Raw genomic sequence first — 26,751 nt, 5'->3', positions numbered from 1 at the left:
AGTTATTTTAGGAGAGGTAGAATGGAGACTGAATTACGCAAACTGCAATTAGAAGAGAAAAAAATATTAGATGTATTTGTTGAGATTTGCGAGAAATATAAGTTGCGATATTATCTTACAGGAGGTACATTGCTGGGTGCTGTGCGCCATAAAGGTTTCATACCGTGGGATGATGATATAGATGTTGTTATGCCAAGGCCGGATTATGAAAAGTTTTGGAAAGTAGCTGGTAAAGAAGTTAAAGAACCAATATACGTTGCTGATATACACCATAATCCGGAAAGCCGTTGGGATAAAATTTTGCTGGCAAATAGAAACTATAAAATTATTGCTAAAGCGACGAATAACCCTCAGGTTTTGGATGCATGGATTGACATTTTTCCATTAGATGGTTTGCCGAACAATCCAATATTAAATCTTATCCATAAAGTTAAATTGGTATATTTTGAAAGTAGAAGTAAAATAGCACAGTATGACGATGTTGTTAATGTTGTAAGAAAGAGAGGGTTTATTAATAATATCATTGTTAAAATTGTAGGTCTGCCTATATTTACCCGCAATAAAGATTATCGGAAATATATTTTAAAGCTGGATAAACAGTTGCAAAAATATAACTATGAAGATTGTAAGAAGGTTTGTGATTTTACTGGTGGGTTTGGATTTAAGGAAACTTTTAATTACGAAGATCAGGGTGATGGCGCTTTTTATGAGTTTGAAGGTTCAAGATATAAGGGACCTGTCAATGCAAAAGCGGTGTTAACAGCCATATATGGTCCGGACTATATGACACCGCCTCCAGAGAACGATAGAAATAAACATAGTGCAGAGTTTGTTTCTACCAAATAAAATCTTTAAGGAGCTTTTGATGGAAGAATATATAACGGATATTAAAACAATACAGGCATTGAATCTTGAGTTGATGATAGAGTTTGACCAGTTTTGCAGAGAAAAGAAAATCTCCTATTATTTGGGAGGAGGTACCTTGATAGGTGCAGTGCGTCATAAAGGATTTATCCCATGGGACGATGACACTGATATTATGATGCTTAGAAAAGATTACGAGAAACTGCTGTCGTTGAAAGATGAATTTGAGAATAAAACATCTCACCGGCAAATTGTTTCTATAAGAGATAAAACTTTTGCCCGGGATTATGCCAGATATATCAGAAAAGATTATCATAAGGAAGAGGCATATGTGGTAGATGATGACTGTCCCTATGTCGGAATGGATATATTCCCTATTGTTTTTGTTCCTGATACAAAGATAGTTTATCTTCTATATGAGAAAATTTATTATTTTTTCCGGGTACTTATGTCAGCGGCAACTTCAAAAACAAATTCAGGTTTATCCAGAAATAAAAAGGTATTTAAAAATTTAATCAGGCCTCTGGCAAAGGTAATTGGAAAATTTAGGCTGGCATATTTGTGTGAAAAAATAGGTATGTTATTTGATAGTCGGCGCCATAAATATGTTGCTGCAGTTTCAGGAATGGCAGGTACAAAAGAGCGGTGGCTGTACCGTGACTGCAAGGAAAAAATAGAACTTCAATTTGAAGAGAATTTATTCTGGGCACCTGCTAATTATGATATATATTTAAGAAATATATACGGGGGTTATATGGAATTGCCACCGGAAAAGGATAGGAAGACGCATAGTATAAGAGTAAGAAAGATTGAGTGGGATTAAATATAGAATAGGAGTACTTAAATGGAGAGAATTAAAGGAAAGTGGAAAGAATATGGGAAAGCAATGGCTATTATTTTTATTTTGGGCACAATAATTTGTTTTTTTGTCTTATATAAAATTAATGGAAAAGAAGAAATAGAGCCCAGAAGTAAGATGATAGAGGGGCTTGTTGTCTGTTTTGATATTTCTAGTTATAATTATTTGGGTGATGGAACTGCTGCTGTTTATGATTATACGTCGGTGTGGCAGGATGAAGTTTTAATCAACGATTGCGTGGAACTGTTAGATAAGAATGGAAAGATAAAAGATTTAGTTTCCGATTGGGATAATATGGATAACAAAAGTAAACGTAACTGGTTGCTTGATAAGATAACTATAAAGAGATTTGCATCCTCTACAATGTATAGCATAGTTTATTCCGCAGAAATATCTGATGCGGAAGAGGAGGTATTTAAGAATGCCAGCAGTGAGGTTTTATCGTGTTATTTAGAATATGCAACTGATTTGGTGAAAATGACTGATGAGAATTTACAGTATAAAGTAGTTAAAGAGATTGATCAGAAGCAGGAGGTTTTATCAGCGGGAGAAGAAAAGGTAAATACGTTATTATATATGGGAATGAGCATGATTTTGGGATTAATGTTATCTTTGACTTATTTGGGTATTAAAATAATTACAAAGAATAAGAAAAATTAAAATGCTTGAAAGCAGAAACTATAAACAGGAGGATATGTATAGAGATATACATTGGCAGATATGAGTTGTTATGTGTTGATTGCTTTTTTAGGAGTTATGTTGATAATGGCATATCTAATTAGTGGAAAAGAAATTTTATCACCGTTTGTTCTTACGGTTGCCATGTATCTTCTTAGTACTGTGACAGCAGCGCTGTATATGAAAAAATGGGAGTTTTCACTATCATATTTTACTGTTTTAATTATAGTAACAGGTGTTCTTATTTTTGGATTTGGCGAAATGTTTGCAAAGTCTGTTTGTGATCATACTGGTACAGTGGAAATTTGGAAAGCAAAAATCGTGGAAGAGGAAAAAAGAATAGAAATACCGTTCATTGTTACAGTTTTAGTTATATTCATAATGTTGCTCTTTTTAAGCAAGACGCTTCATTATATTTATATGTTATCTTTACAGGGGGGGAATACAGACGGTTATAAATCAATGCTATCGTTTGCACGTAAGATGACTTTAGTAAAAGGTTATAGCCGGAGTAAGGCTTTAAATCACATATTGGTTTTTACGCAGGCGCTATCTTTTATATATGGATGGCAGTTTTTAAATAATTTCGTAAATAAAAGAACCAAAATAATTGACATGATTTCACTGCTGCCCATAGGGATAGCCTTTATCATTCAGGCAGTGGGAACTGTTACAAGAGGATTTGCCATTTCATGGCTTGTATATTTTTTCATGCTATATGTTTTATTACATGCAAAGAAGGAAAAATGGAAACATATTAGTCCGTTAAATATTATAGGGCTTGGTATTATTACTCTGTCATTGTTTCTGTTGGTATTTGTGCTTTTGGGTATGGTGGCCAGCAGATTTAACAGTAAATCTATCATAGATACAATTGCATTTTATATTGGACTCTCTATACCATCCTTTGATGAATTTTTGAAGAATTTTAATGATAACATCCAGATGGTTGGAAATGAAACTTTATATGGAATTTATGCGGTTTTAAACCGACTCGGATTATGTGCCGCAGATACCAGCAGGCATTTGGAATTTGTTGATTTTAATGGGGTATCAGGAAATGTCTATACCTCATTGAGAAGATATATTAATGACTATGGGTACGTGGGAATGTATATCATCCAGTTTTATCTGGGATGCTTCTGGGGGCTGCTATATTATTTTATGAAAAAATATTCCAGTATTTTACTGATAATCCTGTTTTCTATTTTAGCGCATTCATTAGTTATGCAGGGTATAGATGAATTGTTTTTGTCTAATTATGTTTCATTAGGAACCTTGAATTTATTTATATATATGGCAATTTCTTATATAGCGCTGATTAAAGCTCCTCAATATTTGAAAGGGCGTTTAGTACATGAAAGTAAAAAAGCTCCTTAAAAATCTATCGTATTCTGTTTTGGCAAATGGCAGCAACACTTTTATTTCTATGTTGCTGGTTCTTTTTGTGCCAAAGGTACTAGGGATAAAAGAATATTCCTATTGGCAATTATATTTATTTTATTCCTCTTATATTGGCTTTCTCCATTTCGGGTGGGCTGATGGGGTCTATTTGCGGTTTGGAGGAAAAAAGTACGAGGAGCTTGATAAAGAATACTTTACCCGGCAATTTTGGCTACTTACATTTGCAGAATTTGTTATATGTTTACTGATTAACATATTTGCTAACTTTGGTATTTCTGATTCTGATAAACATACTGTTATATCAGCAGTCAGTCTATGCTGTATACTACAGATACCAAGGACTTTCCTTCAGTATATTTTACAAACTACTAATAGGATTGTAGATTATGCCAGAAATTATTTATTTGAGAAAATTATATATGCTTGTTTAGTGATAATTTGTCTTGCCTTTGGGTACAGAGAATATAAGTTACTGATAGGAGCCGATCTCTTTGCCCGGGGAGTGACTTTAATTCTCTTATCACATGAGTGCAAAGATATTATTTTTCGGAAAATTTCAAATCTAATAAACGGTTTTGGGGAAGCATGGATAAATGTTACCGTTGGAATTAAACTAATGTTTGCCAATATAGCAAGTCAGCTATTATTAGGAATCGTGAGATGGACAATACAAAACCATTGGTCCGTTGAGACATTTGGAAAAGTTTCTCTCAGTATTACAGCTTCCAACTTGTTAATTACATTTATCAGCGCGGTGAGTATTGTACTGTATCCCATGCTTAAAAACATTTCTATGGATAAATATGTTGATATTTACATAAAAATAAGAAATGTATTAATGATTTTTGTTCTGGGATTGCTGATTATTTATTACCCGGCAAGGGTAATATTATCCTGGTGGCTGCCCCAATATGCAGATAGTTTAAAATACATGGCGTTATTATTCCCAATGTGTGTATTTGAGAGCAAGATGACAATGTTAGTGAACACTTATCTGAAGGTTCTGCGGAAAGAAAAAGCAATTATGTTTATTAACTGGGGGTCAGTGATATTCACATTAATGACTGCAGGCGTTTTGGTTTATGGAATGGATAATTTGGTATTGGCAATAGCATCTTTAACAATACTGATAGGTATAAGGTGTAGTGCAGGAGAAATTTTAATCAGTCGTTATTTAAATTATTCTTTATGGAAGGATATGGCTGCTGAGTGGGGGCTGTCCTTGCTGTTTATTATATCGGGATGGTTTTTTGACTCCTGGCTTATGGTTGTTATATATGGTACAGCCTATGTCTGCTACTTGTTTTGGAAGAGGAAGACTTTTAGCGATATAGTTGAAATTATGCGGAAAGTTTTAAGAACAAAATAGGAAGGATGAGGAGTAATATGATTAAGGTCACGATGATAATGCCAATATATAATGCGGAAAATTTTCTCCAAAAGGCCATAGATTCTGTTGTAAATCAAACATTAAAAGAGATAGAGATAATTTTGGTAGATGATGGTTCTTCAGACAGCAGCGGAGATATCTGTGATAGATATGCTGAATTTGATAAGAGAATTGTCGTAATGCATCAAAAAAACAGTGGGATGTGTGCGGCCAGAAACAATGCTATTGACATAGCAAAAGGTGAATATCTGGCCTTTATGGATAATGACGATATTATCCACGCAGGACTATTGGAAAATGCCTACAAGGCGGCCAAGAAATTTTCGGCGGATATGGTTAAATTTGGAAGGAAATCTTCGTTTGTAAATGCGGAAGATAAATTACTTCATAATGAAATCCGCCAGTTTACAGAAGAAGAATATTTTAATGATGATATAAGAAAAAATTATTTTCAGTTAGAGAAAAAGGAATGTTTAAGTGCAGTTTGGGATGGAATCTATAAAACAGAAACTGTGCGCAGGAATAAGGTTTATTTTCATGAAGAATTTAGGTATGGAAATGAAGACCACGTTTTTTGTAGGGAACTTTTTCCATATTTAGAGTCTTTGGTTCTTATTCCAGGATGTTATTATACGCATTATACACGTAAATCATATAGTGCATCTGCTAAATTCAATGAAAAAGCTTTGGATAAACATAAACAATCTTATTATTATGAAAAAAGTGTATGGGATAAGCTGGGCTATTTAAATAATTTCAATGTCGATGTAGAGTTTGCTAAAGTGAGGGAATATATTATCCCTTTATTGTTGATGCTTAACAGGCCAATTTCCACATGGAAAATCAAAGAAAAAAAAAGATATTTGAAACAAATGGGGGAGGACAATGCATTTGAAATTAATCTTACAAGAGAGAGATTTTTTAAAATGCTGAAGACTGAAAAAGCACAATCGTTTATAGCCTTGCTCTATTACTGGAAATTTTATGGACTGTTATTATGTCTGATTAAGTTCTACAGCACTTATGTTTCAAAAAAAATCACAGAAATGTAGGAGAGAATATGAATATTGCGATTATATTTGCGGGTGGAATAGGAAAACGCATGAACACGAAGGCACTTCCAAAGCAGTTTTTAAAATTGCATGGAAAAGAAATTATCATTCATACATTGGAAGTGTTTGAAAATCATCCTGATATTAATGGTATTGTGATTTCCTGTGTAGAAGAATGGATTCCATATCTAAAAAAACTCATAAAGAAATTTGATATAAATAAAGTTGATGCGATTGTATCTGGTGGAACCACAGGGCAAGAATCTATATATAAAGGACTGATAGCTACTAAAAAACAATACAGTGAAGAAACCATTGTTCTTATCCATGATGGGGTACGCCCATTAATAGATGAAGGTACAATAACAGATAATATACAAATTGTTAAAGCAAAAGGAAATGCAGTAACTGTAGCACCGGCAATAGAGACTATAATCCGAGTAAACAATAATTCAGAAATAAAAGATGTCATTGAGCGATCAGAATGTTTGATGGCCAGGGCACCGCAGTCCTTTTATTTAAAAGAAATATTAAAGGCTCACGAAAGTGCCAGAGAAGAAAATAAAAATGATTTTATAGACTCCGCATCGTTGATGCGTCATTATGGCCATTCACTGTATACAGTTTCAGGTCCGGTGGAAAATATCAAAATTACAACGCCGATGGATTATTATACATTTAGAGCATTATATGAAGCGAGAGAAAGTTCTCAGCTATTTGGTATCTGACAGAGATATGGGAGGAAAAAATGACTATTAGCTACTATAATAGATTTGTCCAGGATGATTTACATGAGCTGTTATTGCGGAAAATTCCATATGATAAATTAAAAGATAAGGCAGTTTTAATAACAGGTGCAAATGGAATGCTGCCAACTTATATAGTATATATGCTGCAGTATTTAAATGAAAAATGCAATTTTAATATAAAGATATACGCACTTGTGCGTAATAGTCATAAAGCACATATGCGTTTTAAAGGAATCAGGGAGTCCGGCAATTTTTTTCTTCTGGAGCAGGATGTATGTGAACCTCTTCATATTGACGGGCAGATAGACTATATTATTCACGCTGCAGGAAACGCCAGTCCAAAATGCATTATCAATGATCCTGTTGACATCATTAAAGCAAATTCAATTGGAACTTTAAATGTTTTAGAATTGGCCAGGATGAAAAAAATTAAAAAAATCATTTACACATCCACGCGGGAAGTATATGGAAAAATGAATGAGAATATAACTGAAATTGGGGAGTCTGATTTTGGGATTTTAGATACTATGGAGATTAGATCCTGTTATCCGGAGAGCAAGCGGCTAGCGGAAACTATGTTTGCATGTTATGGATATCAATATGATTTGCACTGTTGTGTTGCGCGGATAGCTCATTCATACGGACCGGGAATGGCAATTGAGAATGATGGAAGAGTGATGGCAGATTTTATAGGTGATATTGTAAATAAAAGAGATATAATCTTGAAAAGCACAGGTGAAGCAAAAAGGGCATTCTGTTATATAAGCGATACCATTGCTGCTTTAATACTCATACTTTTAGAGGGGGAGGATGGTGCTGCCTATAATGTTGCAAACGAAACAGAAGAAAGAAAAATCTGTGATGTGGCGGATATGCTGATAAAAATGTATCCAGAGCAAAATTCTAAATTGTTATATAATATCCCCAAGACACAGGGGATAGGGTATAGTAAAATGGGCAGGGTTAAACTATCTACAAGAAAATTGGAAGACTTAGGATGGAAACCCGAGATTTCATTGGAAAATGGTCTAAAGAGAACCGTAGATAGTTTTATATACTCTGATTAGATTCAAATGTATTTATTTCCACCAGCAATGAGTCAGGTGTACAATGTACAAGTACAAGTCTATTTGATCATTGAGAAGGGGAGAAATGAAGAATAGTAAAGAAATAAATTATGAGTTTAAAGTGTTATATGCTTTGGGTATGGTTTTTATTGTTGCGGGGCATTGCGGCAATGGGGGAGTCTCCATAGGCTATGAGTATTTTCCGCCGTATGCATTCCATTTAGCATTATTTATGTTTGCTTCCGGATATTTTTATAACAGTAATAGTGAAAAACACATCTTTAAAGCTATTATGCATAAAATGAAAAAGTTGGTCATTCCCTTATATATATGGAATTTTTTTTATGCTTTTTTTGTCTATTTTACAAAGTGGATTGGATTTTCAATAGGCGGAGACATATCTTTTTACAATTTAATTATTGCACCCTGGGTAACAGGACACCAGTTTGCATATAATTTAGGGGGATGGTTTGTAAGTCCACTTTTTATGATCTTTATAATAAATATCTTACTCAGGAAGATATTAGGGAAAATATTTTCAAATAAGGATTGGATTGCAGAAGGAATATTTTTAATATGTGGAGTGGGCGGGATATATGCCGCAAAAAACGGTTGGAATACAGGTCTCTACTTGATATTTGCGAGGATTGCGTATTTTATTCCATTTTATGGTGCGGGCATTGTTTATAAAAATTCCTTGGAGAAAAAAGATAGGCTTTCTAATGTGATTTATTTTGGGATTATTTTTATGGCTCAGCTTGCCATTATTACAATACATGGGGGAACTGTTTCCTATGTTGCAGCATGGTGCTCAGGTTTTGGCAATGTTATTCTACCTTTTGTTGTGGGGATATGTGGTGTGGCTTTTTGGCTACGGATTGCAAAAATTTTGACACCCGTTTTATTCAAAAGTAAAATAGTACTATTAGTGGCAGATCATACATTTTCAATCATGATAAATCAATTTTTAGGGTTTTATCTTATAAAAACAATATTTGCGCTGTCTAATAGATATTTACATATTTGTGCCGGATTTAACTGGTCTGAATATTTTTCGGATATTTGGTATTATTATTTACCAAAAGGTTTAGCACAATGGTATTTCGTCTATTTGCTGTCTGGAATTATAGTTCCAATTGTGATTGCAGTTAGTATTGATAAGATGAAAACATATGCTGCTCACATTTTGAATAAAAGAAAAAGAAATGTAAATTATTAATTCCATCCTATTGGTATATATTACAAAAAAGTTCGATATAATGTGTACCCCTCATACTCCCCAAGATTTGTAAATCCTAATTGAAGTAAATAATCATTTGTGGTGGAATTGGTATAAAGTATCAGATAGTTTGTTTTAGTATTTTGCACTGCGCTAATAAAGGAGTCAGTGCCTTCTTGATTTCCATAAAGAACCACTTCCAGCAGTGCAACTTGTTCCTGATAAGCAGAAGGATTTGAATTGGCTCCTACGGTGGTACTGCCCGTATAATGTAAGAGGTTATCCCTATCTACAGTGAGTATAATAGACGGATCATACTGCCGTAGTAGCATATGAAGAGAGGTTTCTGCAACAATCTTTGGATTGGGAATGTTTGAATCATCATGAATGATCTGACACATTTCCAGTAAAGAATCCGGCACTTTGTATAAATTTTGGGGGATATCAGCAGCTTCCGGGATGGTTTTAATAGGAGCACCTGCAATGGTGATTACAAGGCACAGGGCAACGGAAACAATCCACTTAGAGACATATGCCTTTGAACCTGAAATGATTTCCACGCAATAATAGGCTATTACGATACTTATCGGTAAAAGCCAGAAAAAACGATAGTAAATAACATCTGAGCCTAATTTGCTGTAAAAGAATTTTACTAAAAAAGGATTATATATTGTCAAAAATAGGAAGGCTGTATAGAAAACCAAAATTGTAGCCTCCTTTTTTTTATACAAGTAAATTCCAAATAAACATGCGGCGAAAATGCCAAAAAAATAAATAGTCCCCCAATAATTTTGCAAACATATTTTTACGAAACTAAGGCCTAATTCATCCAAATTTACGTTTCCCATTGTCGCCTCCTAAATTTTAAATAATAAGATTCCCTTGGTATGCATGAGATAAATCATTGCTGTTGCCAAATTTGGAAAAATATATAGTATATACCAACCAATAGACATCCAGTTCTTTTTCAAAATTACAAAGAAAAAAAAGCCGGCAGCAAATGCTATGGGTACCATCAGCATGGCGGAGGAAGAAAAGGCTACGCTGCTTAATCCAACAAATAATAAAAGTATTTTGGGCAGTTTCCGGCAATAATCTTGATATAGTGAGAGATAACAATATACTATAGTTGTTATAATAATATTTGCCAGTATCGATTTGCCTTCATATGTTCTTAAAAACAGGAAATTGGCTGAAGTATATATGGTATTACTATATAAATTGACCATAAATATAAACAGAACCAGTATGGCAGCCTTTTTTCTGTTCTTTTTGAACAGTAATAATCCAACCTGGTAATACAACATATTTGTAACTAAAATAATGATTTCAGGCATAATGACTTTTGTCTGCTTAAGTGCATGTATATGAAAAAACTGGGAAAACACTGCATTGTAGTCCGGATAGCAGGAAAAAAGATAACGGGCATAAAAGTAAGACAGTTTGTTTCCTGTGTATGGGTCATAGATACCAAGAGTATTCGTATAAACATCAGTTGAAACCTTGCCCACATAATAACTGGCGTCGGCGCTTGCATCCATGTGAGTAAAAACAAGCAACATTTGAAAAATAATGCAGACAAACAATACGATACTCAACCAGGAGTGTTCTCTTATTTTTATTGAAAAAGTTGCTGCCAGTTTAAACCATTCACGATGACAGGATATAACAGAGATCAGTATGATGAGTCCGGCAAAGAACATCCAACTATAAGTAAGTAGTGACAATGGCTGTTTCAACAAAATAAAAGGCATTGCAACAACTTCAAAAACAGAGAAATTCAATAAAAATCCACTGATTACAGTTAAGGTAAATGAAGTTACTTTTTTATGGATTATATGAAAGAACAGGGATCCAAAGCAGAAAAAAATAAAAAATTGAAGTAAAAATAAAAGACCGATTAATATTATATTCAATAGTATCACCTCATATAGTCATAACGTAAAATCATACTACACAATTTCATAGGTAAAGTCAAGCGGTTGCAGAGAAATTAAGGAGAACCTATTGCATAAGTTTATTGGAATATGTTATCTTTTAAGAGAAAAACAAAATATAAAGTTATAAAAATCTGATGTATTCTTTGTGACGTTTGCCATCTACCGGATACTTTGGATTTTGATGAACAGGGGGATAAGCGTGAAAAAAGTTATTACTTATGGGACCTATGATTTGCTCCATTATGGACATATCAGGTTATTAGAACGGGCAAAGGCACTTGGAGATTATTTGATCGTAGGTGTCACGGCGGATGATTTTGACAAGACAAGAGGAAAAATAAATGTGCAGCAGTCCCTGATGGAGCGGTTGGAGGCAGTGAGGGCAACAGGAATTGCCGATGAAATCATCGTAGAGGAGTACGAGGGGCAAAAGATAGATGATATCAGAAGATATGGGGTTGATATTTTTACAGTAGGTTCGGATTGGAAAGGGAAATTTGATTATCTCAATGAATATTGCCGGGTTGTGTATCTGGAGAGGACGGAAGGAATTTCAAGTTCGGAATTGCGGGAAAAAAAGAGACAAATATGTTTGGGATTAGTGGGGGAATCACTTCTGCTGGATAAGTTTGAGAAGGAGAGCCATTATGTTAATGGGATTGTGGTATCCGGTATCTATACCGGTAATGAAGACTTCCTTCCTGATTCCGTAAAATCTTCATACACCAGGTTCGAGACATATGAGGAGTTATTGGAGTATTCGGATGCGGTTTATATTGTGTCTCATCCAACTAAACATTATGAGCAGGTTAAAAAGGCACTTTTAAGCGGAAAACATGTTTTATGTGAGTCACCTATGGCAATGAGCAGGGAAGAGTGTGAAGAAGTCTATGAATTGGCGGAGAAGAAGGGCTGCATTTTGATGGAAGCTATAAAAACAGCGTATTCAACTGCCTACTGTCGTTTATTGCTTCTGGCAAAAAGCGGTGTAATCGGTGAGGTGGTTTCTGTCGATTCTGTGTGCACAAGCCTTCGTGATATAAATAGTTTAAATCCGTTGGATATTTCAAATGAGTGGAACAGCATTTGTTATTGGGGGCCCAACGCTATGCTTCCTATTTTTCAATTATTGGGAAGTCAATATGCAGAGCGGTCAATCGCTGCACATTTTGCAGATGAGGCAAAAAAATTTGATATGTTTACCAAGATTGATTTTATTTATCATAATGCTGTGGCATCACTCAAAGTTGGAAATGGTGTAAAATCTGAAGGAGAGCTGGTGATCAGCGGTACAAAGGGATATATTTACGTGCCGGCTCCATGGTGGAAAACGGATTACTTTGAAATCCGTTATGAAAATCCTAATGACAATAAAAGATATTTTTATCAGTTGGATGGAGAAGGCATACGCTATGAAATAGTAGCTTTTGTAAAATCAATAGAGATGGGAAAAATAAATTCATATATAGATAAAGATGTTTCTCTCTCAATTGCCGGGATTGTGGGAGATTTATACAATGGAAATCAGGTTAAAAGTTTTTGAAATCAAGTTTTCTGTTGAATTATAAAGAAATCTTAACGTCTATATTGCAATCTGCTGTCGAATTATGTTATCTTAAAAAGAAGAGAAATGCCTCGGCATGGATTTATCAAATTTAGACAAATGGTGATGTATATGGACGAAGAAAAAGATGGTAGTTTTTTACAGAAACACAAAAGGATTTTTAAAATAATTGGAATCATTATCGGGTTCCTTGTGGCATTTGTTTCCCTGCTTATTGCCACCAGCATATCATGGATGTTCAGGACATGGACCGGCCTTACTATGAATGAACTGATGTTTCATATCCAATCACCCCTTCAGGGGACGGACAGTGGTATTATAGTAAGTTATATATTATCCTGTGTGCTGGTGACGATTGGAATTCTGTGTTTTACATTTGTGTTATACCGGATGATCAAGAAGAAAAAGGGTTTGGTTTTATTATCTACGGCAGTTTTATCCGTTATTGTTGCAGGTTCTTCTATACAGTATATGTGGAAGCGGCTTGATATCAAAGCTTATGCCAGTAATAAAAGTACCTACTCTACATTCATCGATGATAATTATGTGAGTCCGCAGGATGTGGAAATTCAGTTTCCGGAGCAGAAGAGAAATCTTATTTATATTTACCTTGAATCTGTAGAAAATACGTTTTCCGACAAGGAAAGCGGAGGTGCGTTTAAAGAAAATGTAATACCGGAATTAACAGAGTTATCCAATCAGAATGAAAATTTTTCGGGAGATCATGAGACTTTGAATGGCGGAATCTCTTTCAATGGTACGGGCTGGACCGTGGCAGCCATGTTTGCACAGAGTTCGGGACTTCCCCTTATGATCCCGGTGGATTCAAATGCCATGAATGAACAGGAGAGTTTTTTACCGGGATTAACGACAATTGGAGATATTCTTCAGGAGGCAGGATATGATCAAAGTCTTCTGATTGGCTCAGATGCTGATTTTGGGGGCAGGAAACTGCTTTTTACTCAACATGGCGGTTATAATATTTACGATTACTATTACAGCAAGGAAAATGGTGAAATTCCGGAGGATTACCATGTGTTCTGGGGGTATGAGGACAAGAAGTTGTTTGAGTTTGCGAAACAACGGCTTCTAGAGGTGAGTTCTTCAAATCAACCGTTCAATTTGACAATGCTGACAGTGGATACACATTTTGAGGATGGGTATGTTTGTGAGGATTGCCAGGAGGATTTTCAGGATGACCAGTATGCCAACGTTATTGCTTGTTCCAGTAAGAGAGTAGCTGAGTTCGTGCAGTGGGTTCAGAAGCAGGATTTTTATGATAATACAACAATCGTTATTTCAGGAGATCATCCTACAATGGATAGTGATTTTTGCGAGGACGTAGATGAGGATTATCAGCGTAAAGTATATACAACATACATAAACTCAGCTGCAAGTGCGAAAAATAATGTTTACAGAGATTACTCTACATTTGATAATTTCCCCACTACCCTGGCAAGTTTGGGAGTGAAAATTGAGGGAAACAGGTTGGGATTAGGTACAAACCTTTTTTCATCGGAGGCAACACTTCTGGAAAAGTTTGACAAGGCAACCGTTGATAATGAGCTGGATAAGAAATCAGAGCTGATGGAAAAACTTACAGAAGATATCGTTGTTCCTCAGGAGAGTGAGGAGATCGGGCCGGAAGTGGAGGAGGATATACCTGAGAGTGCCGAGATTGAGATCACAGTGACACCATATGATTTCAAAACAGGAAAGTATGATGTACTGGTGCAGAACCTTCCCCCTGCAGAAGATAGCCGGGCTGTAAGGTGTGCTGTCTGGGCGGAAGAGGACCAGAGTGATTTAAAATGGTATGAGGCAGAATTACAGGATGACGGAACCTATATGATAAAAGTATGGGCAGCAGATTTTGCATATAAGGTATCTGAATATAATATTCATGTATATGTGGTAAATGGCAGTGGTGATTCTGAATTACTGGGGTCTGCCGCCGGTGCTATAACGAGGTAGCAAATGATGAATTAAAAAATCCCTGTTTATAAACATGGTGTGTTTATAAACAGGGATTTAAGATTTTATTTCAATATATAAAAAGTGCCAGTTGATTTTTAAACAAAAAAAGGATGCAGGAGATGGGACTTGAACCCACACGATATTGCTACCACAGGCACCTGAAGCCTGCGCGTCTGCCAATTCCGCCACTCCTGCATCTTCTATTAAGTTCGTGTTCTCTCGAACACAAGTGATATATTACACGATTCGGACAAGAAAGTCAATACCTTTTTTGAAAAAATTAAAAACTCCTGATCACAAAAGGCCGCCGGCCCGTATCAACTGCAGCCATCGCTATAAATCACCGTTAAAAAATAAAAAAAGGATGCAGGAGATGGGACTTGAACCCACACGATATTGCTACCACAGGCACCTGAAGCCTGCGCGTCTGCCAATTCCGCCACTCCTGCATCTTCTATTAAGTTCGTGCTCTCTCAAGCACAAGACATATATTACATGATTTTACAGGAAATGTCAACACTAATTTTCAAAGTTTTTAAAAAAATTAACGCAATTCACGTTCTCGACATTTTGTGCCTATTTTTCCTTACAAAAGAATACCATTCTATGATCCTTCCATATTAAAAAATGACAAAAACCCTCCGTCATAAAATCATCCCATATTTCCGTCATAATAAGGAAATGCTAACTACATAATCTACATTCTCATCCCCAAATATTAAAACATTCCATCATACGGGATCCAAACAGCCGGATATTTCAAAAGCTTCTAAATCCCGGCTGTGAAAAAACCGCGAAAAAACAAGAAAAAAAGGTTGAAAAACACTACATGTTGTGATACACTTTTTACAATTTGGGGAAAATTTGGGGAACCATTAACAGTGCGCTATAGAAAGGAAGACAGGTGAAAGCATGAAAGCATTTTTAATACTGGAAGACGGCACCGTCTTTACCGGGACCAGCATAGGGTCGAAGAAAGAAATTATCAGTGAAATCGTCTTTAACACCTCGATGACAGGTTATCTTGAAGTTCTTACAGACCCTTCTTACGCCGGACAGGCAGTCTGCATGACATATCCTTTGATCGGTAATTATGGCATTTGCCATGAGGACCAGGAATCTTTAAGACCATGGCCGGACGGCTATATTGTCAGGGAAATATCCCGTATTCCAAGCAACTTCCGCTGTGAAGATACCATACAGAATTTCCTGAAAAGATATGACATTCCCGGAATCGCGGGGATTGATACCAGAGCCCTTACTAAAATCCTGAGGGAAAAGGGCACCATGAACGGCATGATCACCACCAATGCAGATTATAAACTGGAAGAGGTTCTTCCAAAATTAAAAGAATATACCACAGGCAGAGTCGTGGAACGGGTAACATGTGAGGAGAAAAAAGTGCTGAAGGGCAGCGGACCAAAGGTGGCTCTCATGGACTTTGGTGCAAAAGACAATATTGCCCGGTCTCTGAACCAGCGCGGATGCCAGGTCACTGTGTATCCGGCGTTTACCAAAGCGGAGGAGATCCTTAAAGATGATCCTGACGGCATTATGCTCTCAAATGGCCCCGGAGATCCGAAGGAGTGCACATCTATTATAGAAGAGATCAAAAAACTTTATGATTCCCAGGTGCCAATCTTTGCGATCTGTCTCGGACATCAGCTTATGGCGCTGGCAACAGGTGCGGATACCAGGAAGATGAAATACGGCCACAGAGGCGGAAATCACCCCGTAAAGGACCTGGAGACAGGCAGGGTATATATTTCATCACAGAACCATGGATATATGGTAGATACGGACACTCTGGACCCTCAGGTGGCGGTACCCGCATTCGAGAATGTCAATGACAAAACAAACGAGGGATTAAAATATACAGGTAAGAATATTTTTACCGTGCAGTTTCATCCGGAGGCTTGTCCAGGCCCCCAGGATTCCGGATATTTGTTTGACAGGTTTATGAAAATGATGGAGGTGAGCGAATAATGCCGAAAATTCAGGATATAAAAAAGGTGCTGGTGATTGGCTCCGGCCCGATCATTATCGGACAGGCAGCTGAGTTTGATTATGCGGGAACACAGGCGTGCCGCTCCCTGAAGGAAGAGGGCATAGAGGTTGTTCTTCTGAATTCCAATCCGGCTACCATTATGACCGATAAGGATATTGCGGACAAAGTTTATATCGAACCTCTGACTGTGGAGGTAGTGGAACAGCTTATCCTCAAAGAAAAACCAGACAGTGTTCTGCCTACCCTGGGCGGCCAGGCCGGACTGAATCTGGCTATGGAGCTGGAGGAGAGAGGTTTCTTAAAAGAACAGAATGTGCGCCTGATCGGGACCACATCGGAGACCATCAAAAAAGCTGAGGACCGCCAGGAATTTAAGGATACCATGGAAAAGATTGGTGAGCCGGTCGCTGCTTCCCTGGTTGTTAAGACCGTGAAGGATGGTATTGCCTTTACAAATGAAATCGGATACCCGGTGGTTCTGCGTCCGGCCTATACTCTGGGCGGAAGCGGCGGCGGCATAGCTTATGACGAGGCGCAGCTTGTGGAAATCCTGGAAAACGGCCTTCGTCTCTCCCGTGTAGGTGAGGTGTTGGTGGAGCGCTGTATTGCAGGATGGAAAGAGGTTGAATATGAGGTTATGCGCGACGGCGCAGGCAACTGCATCACAGTATGTAATATGGAGAATATTGACCCTGTGGGCGTGCATACGGGAGACAGTATCGTTGTGGCTCCTTCCCAGACACTGGGGGATAAGGAATACCAGATGCTGCGGACTTCTGCATTAAACATTATCACAGAGCTGGGGATCACCGGCGGTTGTAACGTACAGTATGCCCTGAATCCGGACAGCTTTGAATACTGTGTCATTGAGGTGAATCCCCGTGTATCCCGTTCCTCAGCCCTGGCATCCAAAGCTACAGGCTATCCGATTGCCAAGGTGGCAGCCAAGATTGCCCTGGGCTATACCCTGGATGAGATCCCGAATGCGATCACAGGTAAGACTTATGCCAGCTTTGAGCCTATGCTGGACTATTGTGTTGTAAAAATACCACGTCTGCCTTTCGATAAATTTATCAGTGCCAAGAGGACTCTGACCACACAGATGAAGGCTACCGGTGAAGTAATGAGCATTTGCAATAACTTTGAAGGTGCTCTTATGAAAGCCATCCGTTCCCTGGAACAGCATGTGGACAGTTTGATGTCCTATGATTTCACAAATCTTTCCGAGGAGGAATTGACAGAAGATCTGAAGCTTGTGGATGATATGAGGATCTGGAGGATTGCAGAGGCTGTCCGCAGGGGTATTTCCTATGAAATTATCCATGCAGTGACCAAGATCGATCTGTGGTTCATTGACAAGATTGCCATTCTTGTGGAAATGGAGCAGGCACTCTCATCACAGGAGCTTACCGAGGAACTGCTCCGTGAGGCAAAGAGGATTGAATTCCCGGATAACGTGATCGCACGCCTTACCGGTAAAAAAGAGGAAGAGATCAGGGACCTGCGCTATAACTGGGGAATCACGGCAGCTTATAAGATGGTGGATACCTGCGCGGCTGAATTCGCGGCTGCCACACCCTATTATTACTCTGTCTACGGCGGGGAAAATGAGGCGGATGGAAAATCAGAGAAGAAAAAGGTCCTGGTTCTTGGCTCCGGTCCCATCCGGATCGGTCAGGGTATTGAATTTGACTTTTGTTCCGTACACTGTACATGGGCGTTCAAGAAAGAAGGCTATGAGACCATTATCATCAATAACAACCCGGAAACCGTAAGTACAGACTTTGACATTGCAGATAAGTTGTATTTTGAACCGCTGACTCCAGAGGATGTGGAGAATGTGGTAAATATAGAGAAACCGGACGGTGCTGTCGTGCAGTTTGGCGGCCAGACCGCCATTAAGCTGACAGAAGCCCTGATGAAGATGGGGGTAAAAATCCTGGGAACATCCGCTGAGGACGTGGATGCTGCGGAGGACCGTGAGCTTTTTGATAAGATTCTGGAGGAATGTCATATTCCTAGACCTCAGGGGCATACAGTATATACGGCAGACGAAGCGATCCGCGTGGCGAATACACTGGGGTATCCCGTACTTGTTCGTCCCTCCTATGTGCTGGGCGGACAGGGAATGCAGATTGCCATCAATGATGAGGATGTGGACCAGTATATTGGCATCATCAACAGAATTGCTCAGGAACACCCCATTCTTGTAGATAAGTATCTCCAGGGCAAGGAGATTGAGGTGGATGCCATCTGCGACGGGCAGGATATTCTGATACCCGGGATCATGGAGCATATCGAGCGCGCGGGTATCCATTCCGGGGACAGTATTTCCGTATATCCGGCACGCACGATCAGTGAGACGGCCAAGAAGACCATCGAGGAGTACACCAGGAGGCTGGCAAAATCCCTGCATGTTATCGGTATGATCAACATTCAGTTCATCGTGTGCGGTGAGGACGTATATGTCATCGAGGTCAATCCCCGTTCCAGCCGTACCGTGCCGTATATCAGCAAAGTGACAGGTATTCCCATTGTACCGCTGGCCACAAAGATGATCCTGGGGTACAAATTAAGAGAACTGGGATATGAACCGGGTCTCCAGCCGGAGGCAAAGCATATTGCCATCAAGATGCCTGTGTTCTCCTTTGAGAAGATCCGCGGGGCTGATATCAGCCTGGGACCGGAGATGAAGTCCACAGGAGAGTGTCTGGGTATTGCGGAGTCCTTCAATGAAGCACTCTACAAGGCATTTTTAGGTGCCGGCATTAATCTGCCTAAGCACAAGAACATGATCATTACAGTCAGGGATGAGGATAAGCAGGATATTGTACCCATTGCCCGGCGTTTTGAGGCACTCGGATACCGTATCTACGCAACCAGAAGCACAGCTAAGGTTCTGAGTGAGAACGGCGTGAAGGCTGTCCGCACAAATAAAATTGAGCAGGCATCCCCAAACCTGATGGATTTGATCCTGGGACATAAGATCGATCTTGTCATTGATACACCGTCACAGGGTGTGGAAAAAGCAAAAGACGGATTTATCATCCGCCGCAATGCCATTGAGACTGGCGTCAATGTGCTGACAGCACTGGATACGGCAGAGGCGCTTGTGACCAGCCTGGAGAATACAGATATACAGAAATTGGAACTGATAGATATTGCAGCGTTATAATATAATATTGTGGTAACTGTTCAGTGCCCTCACAGCTACAGGCAAAAATCCATGCAAAATCGCCTTTGGCGATGGGATTTTTCCTTGGCCGTGGTACACTTTCTTACGGTCAGCGCAGTGAAAGCGCAGACCTACTGAATAGTTACATATTGTGACAGAAGGAAAGACAACCGCCGTATGATTATTTTTGCGGCGGTTTCTTAAATGTTCAGTCAGATCTGAGGAGTTATTTCGCTGGCTGTGTCTGAGATTAGTGGCAGTTGGCATTCGCCCCATCGCAGAGTGATTTTAGTGGGCGAATATGCATGACGATTCAGTGGACGGAATGGTCATGTAGTTTTTTACATAAGGGAGGGTGTAATGGATTTTATTGAATTACTGAAGGTTATTTTTCTTGGGATCGTGGAGGGCATCACAGAATGGCTTCCCATCAGCAGCACCGGTCATCTGATTCTGGTTGAAGAATTTGTAAAACTGGATGTGAGCAAGCAGTTCTGGGAAATGTTTATGGTGGTGATCCAGCTGGGCGCCATTATGGCAGTGGTGGTGCTTTATTTTAAAGACCTCTGGCCATTTCACAACAGGAGGCCAAAGCATCATAACGTGACTAAGATTGAGAAAACAGCCGGTTTTATCTGCCGTTTTGTGCAGATAGACAAAATGATCATGTGGTTTAAGATTGTGGTGTCCTGTCTGCCCGCGATCATTATAGCACTTCCCTTCAATGATTTTATTGAAGAGAAGTTCAATAATTATTTCGTGGTAGCTGTCATGCTGATTGTGTACGGCGTGCTGTTTATCCTCATTGAGGATTACAACAAGAAAAGGGACCCGGCAGTAAATTCTATTGCTGAGATTTCCTGGAAGATGGCCCTTCTTATCGGCGTATTCCAGCTTTTGGCTGTGATTCCGGGAACATCCCGTTCAGGAGCTACCATCATCGGGGGGATCCTTCTGGGGGCCTCCAGAACGGTTGCAGCGGAATATACTTTTTTCCTGGCAATACCGACCATGTTCGGTGCCAGTCTGCTGAAACTGGTCAAGTTCGGCCTGCATTTTACAGGGGCGGAGCTGATGATACTGGTTGTGGGAATGGTGGTTTCCTTCGTGGTCTCTATTCTGGCGATCAAATTTCTTATGGGATATATTAAGAAGCATGATTTCAAAGTCTTTGGATGGTACAGAATCGTACTGGGTGTCATTGTGCTTCTCTACTTTACGATAGCGGGATAAGGAATGGATAAAGACATGATAAAAGGGCATTGCAGCTGCAATGCCCTTTTGTCGTCTGTAAAACAGGGGTAAGCTATTTTACAGACAATAGAGAAATGGGAAACAATATGTCAGTAATCCCTGCCTATATTTCTGGCTGTCATATAGGCAGTGGATGTAGCTGCCGTGATATTTTTCGGGGTTACACAATCCCCAAGCATGTAGAATTCCGGTGCGCAGCAGGCGAGAGCAGTTGTCTCTTCCCGAAGCGGCTTCTGACCGGCTGCATAGACAACCTGGTCTGCCTCATAAAATCTGTCACCCTGCGGTGTATGGCAGGCGACCCCTGTATCCGTGATCCGGACAGCCTGGGTATTAAAAAGGATCTTAAGTCCGCGCTTTCTGATTTCCGCATGTAGTCCGAGCATGTGGAGGAAATTTCCTCCGTCGCTCATGTGGTCTGTCATCTCCAGGATGGTAACATCCTTTCCATAGCGGATGAGATGCAGTCCCAGTTCGATTCCTACCAGGCCGGCTCCCAGAATGATCACTCCGGGACCCAGCTTTTCTGCCAGAGGGTAGGCCTCCTGGGCAGAAAATACTTCTTTTCTGTCTATACCTGGTACCTGCGGCCGGGCTGCTTGTGCACCCAGGGCTGCGATGATGACGTCCGCGTTTAAGTCCTCCGCATATTCTGGCGTCACTTTCGTCTGCAGGCGAAGTTCTATATTATCATCTTCCTCAACACATTTCGCCTGCTGGTTTAAATAGTAATCCAGATTTTTCTTAAAGGCGACGTTTTCTTCACAGCGAAGTACACCGCCCAGCCGCTCATTTTTTTCACAGAGAATAACGTGATGTCCCATTTTGGAACATGTTAGAGCTGCCTGCATGCCGCCCACGCCTCCGCCGACTACCAGAACCTTTTTCTTTACCTGCGCACAAGTGGGCGCATGGCGAAGCTCCAGTTCACGGCCGGATTCCGGATTGATGGCACAGTAGGGTTCACCGTTGGTCAGCTCGCTGGAAAAACAGGAGAGACAGCGCATACATTTTCTCGCTTTGTCCTCGTGTCCCGCGCGGATCTTATTTGGAAAATCCGGGTCCGCCAGCAATTCTCTGCCCAGTTCCACAACATCGGCTTTTCCTGAGGCAAGGATATCTTCCATAAGCCCAGGGTCTGAGAGCGCGCCAATGGTGGCTACCGGGGTGTTTACGTGTTTTTTGATCTCTGCAGCCAGATGCACATTGCATCCGTCCTCCAGAAACATACTTGGATGGGTGACGGCAAAAACTTCCTCCACCTCATGATTGCCGGCGGAGACATGGATCAGATCCGCGTGTCCGTCAAGCTGTTTGGCAATGGCAATGCCATTTTCTATGTCATAGCCTCCATCATAGCATTCGGAACCGCTGATGCGGACCTCCACGGGGAAACCGGCCCCGCAGGCTTTGTGAATGCCGTCCACGATGGAGAGCAGAAGTCTGCTTCTGTTTTCGATTTCCGGTCCGCCCCATTTGTCTGTTCTGGTGTTGGTAATGGGGGACAGGAACTGGTGCAGCATCCATCCGTGTCCTGCATGTACCAGAACCATGCCGAAACCGCATTTCTTTGCAAGGAGCGCTGCGTCTATATATTTTTGGATGGTGCGTTCAATGATCTCCTCTGTCATAGGGCGGATTTTCCTGCCTGCACATTGGCATTCCACCGGGCCATAGGCAATACCTTTGGCCTCTGCTCCGAAAAAGGACAGATCGCGGTTGGCAAACATGCCGGTGTGCTGTAATTCCAGAGTTGGTACAGCGCCGTACTGGCTGATGCCATAGGCAATTCTGGAAATTCCCCGGTCTATATTGGGCGTATCAAGCGCAATATGTGTAGCCCCGCCTCTTCCAAGCTCCCCGTCAACAATTCCCTCGAAGGTGGCAACGCTGGCAGCGCCTCCCATGGCTTTTCTGCCATAGTAGGCCGCAGCGCCGTCGTTTAGATAGCCGTCGCCATTCAGGTTTTGGTAACCGGTCGGGGAGGCGAAGATTCGGTTACGGAAAAGTACATTGCCAAGCTGAATGGGGGCAAACAGATGAGGGTATTTAAAATCTGATTTTTTCATCGGGATCCACTCCTTTCACAAGAGTGTCTGTATTGCTTTTACATGGAGCCTGCCGGCACGAAGCCTGGGAGGCCGGCAGGTAGAGTTAAGTTGCTCTGTCTTAATATTAGCCTGGAAACTGCTCTGTGTAAATCCATGAATCTGATTGCTTTTTTTGTCGGATGGTGTACAATGTGTATGATGGGTTGAAAAAAGGAGAATGGGAAATGAGACTGAACAGTATTATGATATATTACCAGCTGGCAAAACACTTTGAAATAAATCATGCACAATATTCACAACAGTATTTTGTGGGACGCCCTGTTTTTTATGAGACATCTGTCCATACAGAGGGGAGAGCTGTCATTGCAGATAAGGAGAATATACTACACTGTGTCAATTATTTGAGCGGCTGTGTCATCCTGTGTATTGGCTCCCGGGTCAATGCCTGGGACAAGGGAAATAACGATGTGATTTTTCTGGAGGAGGGGATTTCAGAGAAGACCCTTTTTAACGTACTGACAGAAATATTTGATGTTTTTGACAATTGGGAGGGAAAACTAACCGGGATTGTAAACGGAAATATTGGATTTCAGGAGATTTTAGACTGCTGTCAGATGGTTCTGCCGGAGCCTGCTGCACTGATGGACGGGGACTTTAAATACATTGCCTACTCAAGCGATGAGGGGATCTGCGGGAAATTTGTGGACGATATGAATCAGCTTCCCCTGGAGGATGTAAATGATCTGACCAGTATGCCCGGGTTCAAGGAGCTGGAAGAACGAAAAGAGGCGTTTGTCTATACCGCAGGGGAAGTGGTGATCTACAAAAACATTTATCATGAAGGGAGATATGCGGGCCGTTTGTCCCTGCTGATCCAGGAGGGACAGGAGGACGCGAAGACCGAATATGAGAAAGCGGTCTTCAACCATCTTGCCAGGTATGTGGAACAGCTTTATGACCAATGCGGAGGTTTTGAACTGGGCCCCCAGCGTCTGGCGGACCTGCATCACATGTTGAAAAAGTGTCTGGAGACGGATGGGGCGGACGAGGGAGAACTTCTGCGGTTATTATGGGCAAATAAAAATCTGCCGGGTGACATTTATTATATGCTTACTATCCGCGAGAACATTCTCCAAAAAGGAAAAGCATATAATATGAGATATCTCTGCTCACAGATGGAACGGATGTGGCCCGGAGCATACTGTGTGACACATGACGGGGATATTGCCATGCTGTTTAACCGGAATATGTTCTCAAAATCTACAGATTTAGAGTTCCACAAGGAAATGGTGTATTTTCTCCGGGAAAGTGTGCTGGCAGCCGGGTGCAGCCGGGAGTTTACAGATATCTCCTGCATCCGCAGCGCTTACCGGCAGGCCGAATTTGCCATGGAGATGGGACTTAGGAAAAATTTTACATACTGTTATCATAAATTTGATGATTATGCGTTAGATTTTCTGTTAAAATACGGTGTGGGAAATTTTTTGCCGGAACAGCTCTGCAGCAGGGAACTGCTCACCTTGTACCGGTATGACAGGGAAAATGAAACTTCCTATTATAAAACACTTTTCACGTATGTACGTCTGCAGTACAATGCAGTAGCATCCGCAAAGGCGCTGTATATACACCGCAGTTCTTTTATAAACAGAATGGAGCGGATTCGGGAACTGATACATCTGAATCTGGAGGACCCGGAGGAGAGACTGTATCTGCTGCTGTCTTTTAGGATCATGGAGGAATACAGTTCCAAGAGCGGGGAAAAATGAAAACAACAAGCAGCGGGAATAACATCCTGGGGCAAGCAAAAATGGAGTGCATTTATGGAGAGCAGAGATAAACAGATTCTGGATTTGGCAATGGAGGCTGGCAAGACCTTGCTGGATGCCGGGGCAGAGATCTTCCGCGCGGAGGAGACTATACAGAGAATAGCCAAAGCCTATGGAATAGAAAAAAGCAGTACATTTGTCATGAGTACAGGGATCTTTTTGACAGCCGAGAGTAAGGGGCAGGACATTTATGCCCAGGTTAAGCATATCCCCATCAATTCAGCCAGGCTTAACCGGGTGTCAGCCGTAAACCAGCTTTCCAGAGAGATCGTGGAGGGAAGATACACGGTGGAGGAGGCATGGGAACAACTGGAGGCCATTAAGCAAATGCCCGGCAAAAGAGATTTCACCAGGATTCTGGCATCCGGTGTAGGGTCTGCCAGTTTCTGCTATGTTTTGGGAGGCGGCATCTGGGATGCGGCGGCCGCTTTCCTGTCAGGCTTTTTGCTGTATGTATTATTAGTTGCGCTGGAAAAAAGAGAGAAGAAAACGTCAAAGATTGTATTAAATTTATTGGGAGGATTCTGGGGGTCATTTTTAGCTGTGGTTTTCTACAGGCTGGGAGTGGGGGAAAATTACGGAAGTATACTGGTTGGCTCCATTATGCCTCTGGTACCCGGCGTCTCTTTTGTAAATTCCATCCGGGATTTTGCGGACGGAGATTATATAGGGGGCGGTGTCAGGATGCTGGATACCCTTCTGGTAGCCCTGGGCATTGCCCTTGGCGTGGGGCTTATGTATATGCTTTACTATAAAGTGACAGGGGGGATTCTCTTATGATAGTGATACAAGGTGCAGCGCAGTTTGTTGCTGCGTTTTTGGGAACGGTGGCTTTTTCCGTACTGTTTTCCGTACCCAGGGAACAGTATCCCCTGTGCGGTACCATAGGCGGTTTCGGATGGCTGATCTGCTGGATCTGTACCAATCCTTTCCATATGAGTGCAGTGATGGGAAGCTTTATAGCCACGGTATTTATCGTGACAGCCTCACGTATTGGGAGCACCATAAGAAAATGTCCGGTCACATTGTTCCTGATCGCCGGCATTTTTCCTCTTGTGCCGGGCATCGGAATATACCGTACCCTTTACTATACCCTGATGCAGGAAAGCACACAGAGCCTGTATTACGGAAGGCAGACCCTTGGGATAGCATTAGCCATGGTGCTGGGGATCGTGTTTGTATTCGAGATACCACAGAAGACCATCAACAGGATTTTCAGAAAGAAACACCATGGCAAAAACTGATTATTTCTAATTTCATTCACGATAATAGAAACCTCGCAAAGCGTGGCTTCTATTATTTAAATTTTCTTTAGAGATTTTCGTTTTATTTTAGAAAATCGTCATAGTTTCATCACATTTCTTCCCTATAATCCCGTTTTCGACACTTGAAAAAGAATAAAGAGAAGAGAACCCTCATAAATACTGGGTTTTCTTCTCTTCTTAGTTTGAAAAAAATGTTGTATGGAATCCTTCTTAGGTGATTTTTTTTATTTTTTGATTCAGCTCTTTAGGCTGGTAGTATTTTTTGTCCAGGCCGAGATCAAATATTCCATTCAGGGCAGTGCAGACCTCGCTGCTTGTGTAAGTGGCTGTATAAAACATATCCTGCNGCCACCCTCCCAACCCCTATGTTATTCTATATTCCAAAGGGCACCCCGGAATCCCCGGGAAA

At 40.5% G+C, this 26,751-nt stretch carries 20 protein-coding genes and 2 tRNA genes; 17 read left to right on the top strand and 5 right to left on the bottom strand.

What is annotated here, in order from left to right:
- Positions 1 to 21 precede the first annotated feature (21 nt).
- The 9 genes from C6P39_RS01175 (at position 22) to C6P39_RS01135 (ending at position 9,282) form a co-directional block, all read left to right on the top strand.
- Complete coding sequence (locus C6P39_RS01175) at positions 22 to 846, top strand: LicD family protein (protein ID WP_104802491.1); 825 nt, start codon at positions 22 to 24, stop codon at positions 844 to 846.
- A gap of 19 nt (positions 847 to 865) precedes the next feature.
- On the top strand, positions 866 to 1,687 hold the full coding sequence (locus tag C6P39_RS01170; RefSeq protein WP_104802490.1) for a LicD family protein: 822 nt from the start codon (positions 866 to 868) through the stop codon (positions 1,685 to 1,687).
- 21 nt (positions 1,688 to 1,708) lie between these two features.
- Positions 1,709 to 2,383, top strand: coding sequence for a hypothetical protein (locus tag C6P39_RS01165; RefSeq protein WP_104802489.1), 675 nt, complete (start codon positions 1,709 to 1,711; stop codon positions 2,381 to 2,383).
- Positions 2,384 to 2,488: 105 nt separating this feature from the next.
- On the top strand, positions 2,489 to 3,781 hold the full coding sequence (locus C6P39_RS01160; protein WP_158661420.1) for an O-antigen polymerase: 1,293 nt from the start codon (positions 2,489 to 2,491) through the stop codon (positions 3,779 to 3,781).
- Positions 3,759 to 5,174, top strand: a complete 1,416-nt coding sequence (locus C6P39_RS01155) for a lipopolysaccharide biosynthesis protein (RefSeq protein ID WP_104802487.1) — start codon at positions 3,759 to 3,761, stop codon at positions 5,172 to 5,174. The genes C6P39_RS01160 and C6P39_RS01155 overlap by 23 nt, the downstream gene beginning before the upstream one ends.
- Positions 5,175 to 5,191: 17 nt before the next feature.
- On the top strand, positions 5,192 to 6,247 hold the full coding sequence (locus C6P39_RS01150) for a glycosyltransferase family 2 protein (protein ID WP_158661419.1): 1,056 nt from the start codon (positions 5,192 to 5,194) through the stop codon (positions 6,245 to 6,247).
- A gap of 8 nt (positions 6,248 to 6,255) precedes the next feature.
- Positions 6,256 to 6,975, top strand: a complete 720-nt coding sequence (locus C6P39_RS01145) for an IspD/TarI family cytidylyltransferase (protein ID WP_104802485.1) — start codon at positions 6,256 to 6,258, stop codon at positions 6,973 to 6,975.
- A 20-nt stretch (positions 6,976 to 6,995) separates the two neighbouring features.
- On the top strand, positions 6,996 to 8,063 hold the full coding sequence (locus C6P39_RS01140; protein WP_104802484.1) for an NAD-dependent epimerase/dehydratase family protein: 1,068 nt from the start codon (positions 6,996 to 6,998) through the stop codon (positions 8,061 to 8,063).
- Positions 8,064 to 8,148: 85 nt separating this feature from the next.
- Complete coding sequence (locus tag C6P39_RS01135) at positions 8,149 to 9,282, top strand: acyltransferase family protein (protein WP_104802483.1); 1,134 nt, start codon at positions 8,149 to 8,151, stop codon at positions 9,280 to 9,282.
- Positions 9,283 to 9,302: 20 nt separating this feature from the next.
- Here C6P39_RS01135 and C6P39_RS01130 read toward each other — a convergent pair whose 3' ends face one another.
- Together C6P39_RS01130 and C6P39_RS01125 are read right to left on the bottom strand one after the other, a co-directional pair.
- On the bottom strand, positions 9,303 to 10,130 hold the full coding sequence (locus tag C6P39_RS01130) for a hypothetical protein (RefSeq protein WP_104802482.1): 828 nt from the start codon (positions 10,128 to 10,130) through the stop codon (positions 9,303 to 9,305).
- Positions 10,131 to 10,139: 9 nt separating this feature from the next.
- Positions 10,140 to 11,198 carry a DUF6077 domain-containing protein gene (locus tag C6P39_RS01125; RefSeq protein WP_158661418.1) on the bottom strand — a complete coding sequence of 353 codons (1,059 nt, stop codon included), beginning with the start codon at positions 11,196 to 11,198 and terminating at the stop codon, positions 10,140 to 10,142.
- 223 nt (positions 11,199 to 11,421) lie between these two features.
- Here C6P39_RS01125 and C6P39_RS01120 point away from each other — a divergent pair, with 223 nt between their 5' ends.
- Positions 11,422 to 12,765 (top strand): Gfo/Idh/MocA family oxidoreductase, encoded by a 1,344-nt coding sequence (locus C6P39_RS01120; protein ID WP_104802480.1) that lies wholly within the window; start codon positions 11,422 to 11,424, stop codon positions 12,763 to 12,765.
- A gap of 132 nt (positions 12,766 to 12,897) precedes the next feature.
- Positions 12,898 to 14,760 (top strand): GBS Bsp-like repeat-containing protein, encoded by a 1,863-nt coding sequence (locus C6P39_RS01115; RefSeq protein WP_167398039.1) that lies wholly within the window; start codon positions 12,898 to 12,900, stop codon positions 14,758 to 14,760.
- 114 nt (positions 14,761 to 14,874) lie between these two features.
- Here C6P39_RS01115 and C6P39_RS01110 read toward each other — a convergent pair.
- Positions 14,875 to 14,958: transfer RNA gene (locus C6P39_RS01110), tRNA-Leu, on the bottom strand.
- A gap of 170 nt (positions 14,959 to 15,128) precedes the next feature.
- A tRNA-Leu gene (locus tag C6P39_RS01105) sits at positions 15,129 to 15,212 on the bottom strand.
- Positions 15,213 to 15,675: 463 nt separating this feature from the next.
- On the opposite strand from C6P39_RS01105, the gene C6P39_RS01100 reads away from it, so the two are divergent.
- From C6P39_RS01100 to C6P39_RS01090, 3 genes are all read left to right on the top strand, one after another.
- Positions 15,676 to 16,749, top strand: a complete 1,074-nt coding sequence (locus C6P39_RS01100; protein WP_104802478.1) for a carbamoyl phosphate synthase small subunit — start codon at positions 15,676 to 15,678, stop codon at positions 16,747 to 16,749.
- Positions 16,749 to 19,946 carry a carbamoyl-phosphate synthase large subunit gene (gene carB, locus C6P39_RS01095; protein ID WP_095173951.1) on the top strand — a complete coding sequence of 1,066 codons (3,198 nt, stop codon included), beginning with the start codon at positions 16,749 to 16,751 and terminating at the stop codon, positions 19,944 to 19,946. The genes C6P39_RS01100 and carB overlap by 1 nt, the downstream gene beginning before the upstream one ends.
- Before the next feature lie 360 nt (positions 19,947 to 20,306).
- Complete coding sequence (locus tag C6P39_RS01090; protein ID WP_095173953.1) at positions 20,307 to 21,179, top strand: undecaprenyl-diphosphate phosphatase; 873 nt, start codon at positions 20,307 to 20,309, stop codon at positions 21,177 to 21,179.
- 110 nt (positions 21,180 to 21,289) lie between these two features.
- Here C6P39_RS01090 and C6P39_RS01085 read toward each other — a convergent pair whose 3' ends face one another.
- Positions 21,290 to 23,269, bottom strand: a complete 1,980-nt coding sequence (locus tag C6P39_RS01085) for an oxidoreductase (protein ID WP_095173955.1) — start codon at positions 23,267 to 23,269, stop codon at positions 21,290 to 21,292.
- 206 nt (positions 23,270 to 23,475) lie between these two features.
- Between C6P39_RS01085 and C6P39_RS01080 the strand changes: the two genes are divergently transcribed.
- Genes C6P39_RS01080 through C6P39_RS01070 form a run of 3 tightly spaced genes read left to right on the top strand, consistent with a single transcriptional unit; the run spans position 23,476 to position 26,321 of the window.
- A complete protein-coding gene (locus C6P39_RS01080; protein WP_158661417.1) occupies positions 23,476 to 25,017 on the top strand; it encodes a helix-turn-helix domain-containing protein in 1,542 nt (513 codons plus the stop codon).
- A gap of 54 nt (positions 25,018 to 25,071) precedes the next feature.
- Complete coding sequence (locus tag C6P39_RS01075) at positions 25,072 to 25,857, top strand: threonine/serine exporter family protein (RefSeq protein WP_095173959.1); 786 nt, start codon at positions 25,072 to 25,074, stop codon at positions 25,855 to 25,857.
- The gene (locus tag C6P39_RS01070; RefSeq protein ID WP_104802477.1) at positions 25,854 to 26,321 is read left to right on the top strand and encodes a threonine/serine exporter family protein; all 468 of its coding nucleotides are present in this window, start codon (positions 25,854 to 25,856) and stop codon (positions 26,319 to 26,321) included. Before C6P39_RS01075 ends, C6P39_RS01070 begins: the two co-directional genes overlap by 4 nt.
- Positions 26,322 to 26,751 lie beyond the last annotated feature (430 nt).

The sequence above is a fragment of the Blautia marasmi genome (assembly GCF_900258535.1).
GTDB classification, from domain to species: domain Bacteria; phylum Bacillota; class Clostridia; order Lachnospirales; family Lachnospiraceae; genus Blautia; species Blautia hominis.
This window is presented reverse-complemented; position numbering and strand designations above follow the sequence as displayed.